Here is a 5,442-nt window from a genome sequence, read left to right as displayed (position 1 = left end):
CCGTCGTGAAGGTCGCCGTCGAAGAGGGTCAGTCCGTCGAGGCGGGCGACCTGGTGGTGGTGCTCGAGGCCATGAAGATGGAGAACCCGGTCACCGCCCACAAGGCCGGTGTCATCACCGGGCTCGCGGTGGAGGCGGGCGCCGCCATCACCCAGGGCACCGTGCTCGCCGAAATCAACTAGTCCCGCCGAACGGCCCTGGCAATCACGTCAGGGCCGTTGGCATTTCAGAGTCCATCGATTCCAGATCTCGAGACCCGCCTTGCTGCAGTTCCCCCCTCGACGAAGAAGCATCATATTCATTCTGTAGGTCAATGTATCGACGGCAAACCGTACGCGGCTCGGCTTCTCACCAGCAACTCGATCGGTCTTGGTGTCGTGGCCACGGTCTGCCATGTTGTGTCGAGGATGTCCACGCTCGCGGCGACCACGCAGGTGATCATGCTCTGGCCGCAACTGACGAGGGGAGGGCCTGTTCGACCTCACCACCCTCGGCATCAGTGTGGCAACCACGAGCGGACCATACTGATACGCAACCCCATTGACCAGACTTCCCGAGATGGATTGAAAATGACCGCATTTCGTGACGTAGAGGCCGCGGGATGGCAGCGCATGTGCCGCCTCGGCTCGAGGACGCATCCCGCGTTCCTGGGTCGAGCCGAGGCTCCTTCTGTAGTTGGGTGAGTTGATCTGCGTGGTCACCGCTTGAAGGCGTCCTTGACCTTCTCCCCTGCCGACTTCAGGTCGGACCTCGCCTGCTTGGACTTGCCTTCCTGCTCGCGCTGGGGGTTATTTGTGACTTGGCCGGCCTTCTCCTTGACCTTGCCACCGAGTTGCTGAGCCTTGTTCTTGGCCTTGTCTACAGCACTCATGACTTTCTCCTTCCGATTGCGGACGTTGCAGGCCGCGTTTGTCATCGACTGCGGCGCCTCGGCCGCTCACACATGACCGCAGTACCCGAGGCGGAGGTGAGAAAACCCCGATGCTCTGATTACCGCGATGTTCGCGGCCGGAATGTCACTCGAACATTCGCGACAGAAATCCGCCGTGTGTGACCGGCCGACCGGATCACCTGTGCCGCAATAGATTTGAAGGGGCTGGTTGGGACAACAGGTCCTCATACGCCGCGACGAGATACATGAGATCCCGAAATCCTCCGCAAATTGGGGCGATCCCAGACCGGCAGAGATGGTGCGCCGCGTGGGTCCGGGCGCCGGCGTGTCGCGGTGGCCGTGGCCAACTAACCGCTGCTGCACACATTTACCGGCGGGGCCGGTGTAATGAAGGAGGGAATGTGACCGCGGCGCGGTGACCGTCAGATAGAGACACGCAATTCAGGGCCTCAATAGTAATGGCGACGGCCGCCGACTGCGCGGCCCGTTGCCCCCAACAGCAGTAAGGCGAGCCCGATGATGAGGACCACGATCCCGATGGTCCAAAGGATCGGGATGCCGAATATGAACCCGGCTATGAGAAGGATGATTCCGAGAATGATCATGGCCTCTACCTGATTTCACTGTTGTGCTCGAAGGAGCTGCGACGCACTCTGTTGCTGATATCAGTGCGCGCAATGCCGACACGGTGCGTCGGCCCTCATAGTGCGCATACCCTCTTGTTGGGGGCTCAATCAGAGCTCGTTGGGGGGCTCGATCAGAGCGTCGGAGCGTCGAATGTTTGAGCCTTGGCAATGTCTATGACAAGCGGCCGGCCACCTCGCACCCGGCCTGGTCCCCCGCTTGGCCGCGTGTTGACGAGGTCACTCGAAAGTGCGATGGGCCGGGTCGCGCGGCAGGAGTGGGCCGAGGGGTCCGAGGTCGATGTTGAGGTCTTCCGGGGTGAGTCCGAAGTGCTCGCGTAGTTCGTCCATGCGTTGTTCGAGCAGCATCAGGGTGGTGCCGATGCGTTCGATCTGGGCGTCGGTGAGGTCGCCTGCGTCGACGCGGCGTAGCGCTTGCCGCTCCATCAGTTGCCGCAGTAGCTCCACCAAGGTGAGGACGAGGGTGACCAGCCCGCGCTCGACCGATTCCGGATCGGCGTCGATTCGCGGTGGGATGCCGCCGAATTCAGTCATCGCCGGCCAGTCCTTCCAGCGCATCGCGCGACATGGAACCGACCGGCGCGTACAGGGTGCTGATGGAGGAGATGAGGGCTCTCAAGGAGATCTGGACCAAATCGACGTCGGCAATGGCGAGCTTGATGTCGCCGGAAATGACGACGCCACCGGCCAATACTCGGTCCAGTAGGTCGACCAGCGCGACGCGGCGCTCGGCGTCGACATGGTCGGCCCGAATCATGTCGGTCCTCGTGTCACGCCGGCGAACGAATAGGGTGGCCAGGGGCCGGTGAGTTCGAGTCGAATGCCGGGAAATTCGGCGCCGAGTGTCTCAACCGTCGTTGTGAAGTCGTCGGCGCGGTCGTCGTCCACCAGATATGTCCCGTTGAGCACCATCCAGTCCCGGCGGCCGCTTACTGCGGGGTCGGTCAGCGGCTGACGTCGTCCCGCCGCCGCCTGGCGAACCAAACGCGCGTGAATCTCCTCGGCGCGCTCTGCCGCATCGCGTTCCACGCTCTCCTGCGCCGACAACTGCGCGCGACGCCGGGCCAGGTACGCAGCTCCCGGGGTCATTGTGCTGACCTCACCCGCAGACCGGGCCTCGGCCACGGCAGCGGTCAGGGCGGCACGATCGCCATAGGCTCTGACACCCCACTCGGTGCGGCCGCTGACCAAGTTCAGGGCGGCGTCGAAGTCCGCTTGCCGCTCATCGAGCAGCTCACGCACGCGGTTGTCGTCGTGGAAGACGGTGGCCAGTCGGAGTGGGAGGGCCGGACCTCGGCGCACTATGGCGGATACGACCGCGTCGTGTGCCCGTGCTGTCGCCTCCAGCCAGTCGAGGTCCTCGAAGTTTCGCCGTAGTGGTTGCTCCCCGAACACGTCCAGCGGGACCGAGCCGACGACTGCGGTCAGGCCGCCAGAGACAACCGTCCGCAGCGGTTCGCCCGCGACTCCGGTCAGTGTGCTCAGTTCCGCCGTGCCGTCGCGGCGGGGTGCCACCACGTACAGCCAGACTGCGAAATCACCGGTCACGATCGTTCGTTTTCCGCTCGCGCCCGCGTTCGATGGGTTGACGGCGTTCGTTCGCTGCCTCCAGTTCGGCGATCCGTTCTCGGAGTTCCCGGTTCTCGAGCTCGAGGTCCGGTTCTTTCCGTTCCAGCGCGTGCGCCTTGCTGTTGAGCCAGGGATCGGTCTCCCACCAGTCGATGCCCACGGCCTTGGCCGTCTCCAGGGAGGCGATCACCAACCGCAGTTTGATCGTGAGCAGTTCGATGTCGAGAAGATTGACTTGGATGTCGCCTGCGATCACCAGGCCCTTGTCGAGGACTCGCTCCAGGATGTCGGCAAGGTTGGTGGACTGATGCCCGCCCCCGTAGGGCTGCGGTGCGTACGAGCCGCCTCCGACCACCGTCATCGCTGATTCCTCGGTTCGATGTCGGTGCTGCTGCGGCCGTAGCGTTTGATTCTGCGGTAGGCCAGCAGATTCTCGTCGAAGTCGATCTCCACCTCGTAGAGTGCCATGATGTCCGCCGAGGACGGGATGCGGCGATCCTCCAGTGCCTCGATCTCCACGAGCCAGCCATCTTCCATCGGTTCCACGCGCGTGACGCCCTGGATGTCATTGGAAGTCAGGTCCACGAGGCATTGGACCGCCACCGCGGCGGCTTGCGCCGCGGTCAGGGCAGGCTGCTCATTCGATGTCGAATGAGCATTGGCGGAATCGTCGGAAGTGGTGTCGCGGGCCACGTGAGTCACTCCTTCCGGTCGATGGGATCTACCTCGGAGCCGGTCATGGCATTCAGGGCCGCTTGTTGCGCTTGCTCGGCCTCTTGCGCGGACAACTCACCGGCCGCCGCGGCGCTGTCGATCTCCTCGAGCTCGCGACGCAGTGCCGCGGGATCATGTAGCTGCCGTTCGACCTGGTCCTGGATCAGTTCACTCACCCAGATCACACCGCGTACCGGCGCCAAGGGCAGCGAGAATATCGATGAGAGCAAGCCCATGTCTCACTCCTCGGGGGCTCGCTTGGTGACGAAGTCGTAGGCCGCCATCGGTCCGAGCAAGTTCAACTCCACCCGGCCGTCCCAGTCCGCGATGAGCCGGCGCACCGCTTCCTCCAGCTCTTTTCGCCGGGCCGATTCGACCAGCACAGCGACGTGGACGGCGTCTTCTTCGTGGCTGGGTTCGCGCTGGTTGACCAGTAGGTCGAGTTGTTCGAGTTCGGAAACCACCCTTCTGGTGTCCTCGGCTCGCTTGGCCTCGATCGCTCGATTGATCAACTCACCCAGCGCGATTCGCGCTTCGCGGGTGGCGTCCTCCGGTTTGCCGCGGATCTCGTCTCTCAGTCGAGCGGCCTCGGTGTTCTCGTCGAGGAGTTCACGCAAGATCGCGTCTTCGATATAGCGCCCTCTGATCACGAACTGGACCCGGCCCTCGAGTTCGGCCAGCGCGGCGCGGAACTCGTCCTCGTTCGCCTCGAGCAGTTCGCTTTCCACCGCATCGGTGTCGGTCATGACCGCACCGAACCGCAGCGGCAACACCGGACTGACCGCAGCCGATCCGTCCAGCAGTTTCTCGTGAGCAGTGAGGTCTGCGGGTGTGCCCAGTGGCCGGTCGGACTCCAGCGTGCTGACCAGCGCGGCGATTTCGCCGTGCCGCACCACGGTGACCTCACTCGGCGGATCGCCGACACCGGTGGCGTGTGGCTCAGCCTCGACGTCGGCGGGCACGATGCCGTAGACGTACACGGCTGTTGATTGGGCAGCCATCACTTCACCTCACGTTCGGATGGCCTGCGCGCTGTCTGACGCTGCTTGTTCACGTCGCCGAGGAAGTCCGCTACCTTCTCACCGGCCGCCTCGAGCGCGCCTTTCGTCTTGTGTTTCGAGGCGCCTTCGGTGACGTCGCCGACGATGTCGGTCAGGCCTTTCGGCTCGCTGCTCGAGATCTCGAGGCGGTTGACCGCCTCGGCGAAACGCAGATACGTGTCGACGCTGGCCACCACGACGCGGGCGTCGATGGTCACCAGTTCGATACCGACGAGCGACACGCGGGCGAACGCGTCGATGACCAGTCCTTTGTCGAGGATGGTGTCGACGACATCGGCCAGGCTCGAGGAGTTCGGGCGAGCCAATGTGCTGGTTCCGCCGCCGCCTGCAGGTTCGATGGTCATCTGCTTACTCCTTCGCTCTCATGTGACCGGCGGGTCAGCGATCTCTTGCGGCGGGTGGCCGAACGGCCGCGAGGCGGCTGTGATTCGTCTTCCTCATCCGCATCTCGTGGGCCGCCCTCTTGCTCGTCAGCCTCGTCGTCGGCCTCGTCCAGCTCTTCGTCGTCGGTTTCGTCGGCCGCGTTCTCTTGTTCCTCACGTCGTGCGGTTTCGTCGTCTGT

General features: G+C 63.8%; 11 protein-coding genes and 1 pseudogene. 1 reads left to right on the top strand and 11 read right to left on the bottom strand.

What is annotated here, in order from left to right; genetic code table 11:
- On the top strand, nt 1–182 hold a 182-nt coding region (locus ON33_RS40120), incomplete at its 5' end, for a biotin/lipoyl-containing protein (RefSeq protein ID WP_218001533.1).
- 515 nt (nt 183–697) lie between these two features.
- On the opposite strand, the gene ON33_RS39135 is transcribed toward ON33_RS40120, so the two are convergent.
- From ON33_RS39135 to ON33_RS42905, 11 genes and pseudogenes are all read right to left on the bottom strand, one after another.
- Complete coding sequence (locus ON33_RS39135) at nt 698–871, bottom strand: CsbD family protein (protein ID WP_063711101.1); 174 nt, start codon at nt 869–871, stop codon at nt 698–700.
- Nucleotides 872–1,341: 470 nt separating this feature from the next.
- A complete protein-coding gene (locus tag ON33_RS42365; protein WP_085996866.1) occupies nt 1,342–1,497 on the bottom strand; it encodes a DUF6131 family protein in 156 nt (51 codons plus the stop codon).
- A 258-nt stretch (nt 1,498–1,755) separates the two neighbouring features.
- Entirely contained in the window at nt 1,756–2,070 is a 315-nt protein-coding gene (locus ON33_RS31010) for a gas vesicle protein K (protein WP_040862699.1), read from the bottom strand.
- Nucleotides 2,063–2,293 carry a gas vesicle protein gene (locus tag ON33_RS31005; RefSeq protein ID WP_040862697.1) on the bottom strand — a complete coding sequence of 77 codons (231 nt, stop codon included), beginning with the start codon at nt 2,291–2,293 and terminating at the stop codon, nt 2,063–2,065. The genes ON33_RS31010 and ON33_RS31005 overlap by 8 nt, the downstream gene beginning before the upstream one ends.
- Nucleotides 2,290–3,084, bottom strand: coding sequence for a GvpL/GvpF family gas vesicle protein (locus ON33_RS31000; RefSeq protein ID WP_040862696.1), 795 nt, complete (start codon nt 3,082–3,084; stop codon nt 2,290–2,292). Before ON33_RS31000 ends, ON33_RS31005 begins: the two co-directional genes overlap by 4 nt.
- Nucleotides 3,074–3,466 (bottom strand): gas vesicle protein, encoded by a 393-nt coding sequence (locus ON33_RS30995; RefSeq protein ID WP_040862695.1) that lies wholly within the window; start codon nt 3,464–3,466, stop codon nt 3,074–3,076. Before ON33_RS30995 ends, ON33_RS31000 begins: the two co-directional genes overlap by 11 nt.
- Entirely contained in the window at nt 3,463–3,798 is a 336-nt protein-coding gene (gene gvpO, locus ON33_RS30990; protein WP_040862694.1) for a gas vesicle protein GvpO, read from the bottom strand. Before gvpO ends, ON33_RS30995 begins: the two co-directional genes overlap by 4 nt.
- A 5-nt stretch (nt 3,799–3,803) precedes the next feature.
- The gene (locus tag ON33_RS30985; protein WP_040862693.1) at nt 3,804–4,055 is read right to left on the bottom strand and encodes a gas vesicle protein GvpG; all 252 of its coding nucleotides are present in this window, start codon (nt 4,053–4,055) and stop codon (nt 3,804–3,806) included.
- A 3-nt stretch (nt 4,056–4,058) separates the two neighbouring features.
- Nucleotides 4,059–4,820 carry a GvpL/GvpF family gas vesicle protein gene (locus tag ON33_RS30980; RefSeq protein ID WP_051153154.1) on the bottom strand — a complete coding sequence of 254 codons (762 nt, stop codon included), beginning with the start codon at nt 4,818–4,820 and terminating at the stop codon, nt 4,059–4,061.
- On the bottom strand, nt 4,820–5,224 hold the full coding sequence (gvpJ, locus tag ON33_RS30975; protein WP_051153152.1) for a gas vesicle protein GvpJ: 405 nt from the start codon (nt 5,222–5,224) through the stop codon (nt 4,820–4,822). Before gvpJ ends, ON33_RS30980 begins: the two co-directional genes overlap by 1 nt.
- Nucleotides 5,221–5,442, bottom strand: a pseudogene (locus tag ON33_RS42905) (SRPBCC family protein); the annotation flags it as partial. The gene gvpJ and the pseudogene ON33_RS42905, both read right to left, overlap by 4 nt.

The organism is Nocardia niigatensis NBRC 100131 (genome assembly GCF_000308655.1).
GTDB lineage: Bacteria > Actinomycetota > Actinomycetes > Mycobacteriales > Mycobacteriaceae > Nocardia > Nocardia niigatensis.
This window is presented reverse-complemented; position numbering and strand designations above follow the sequence as displayed.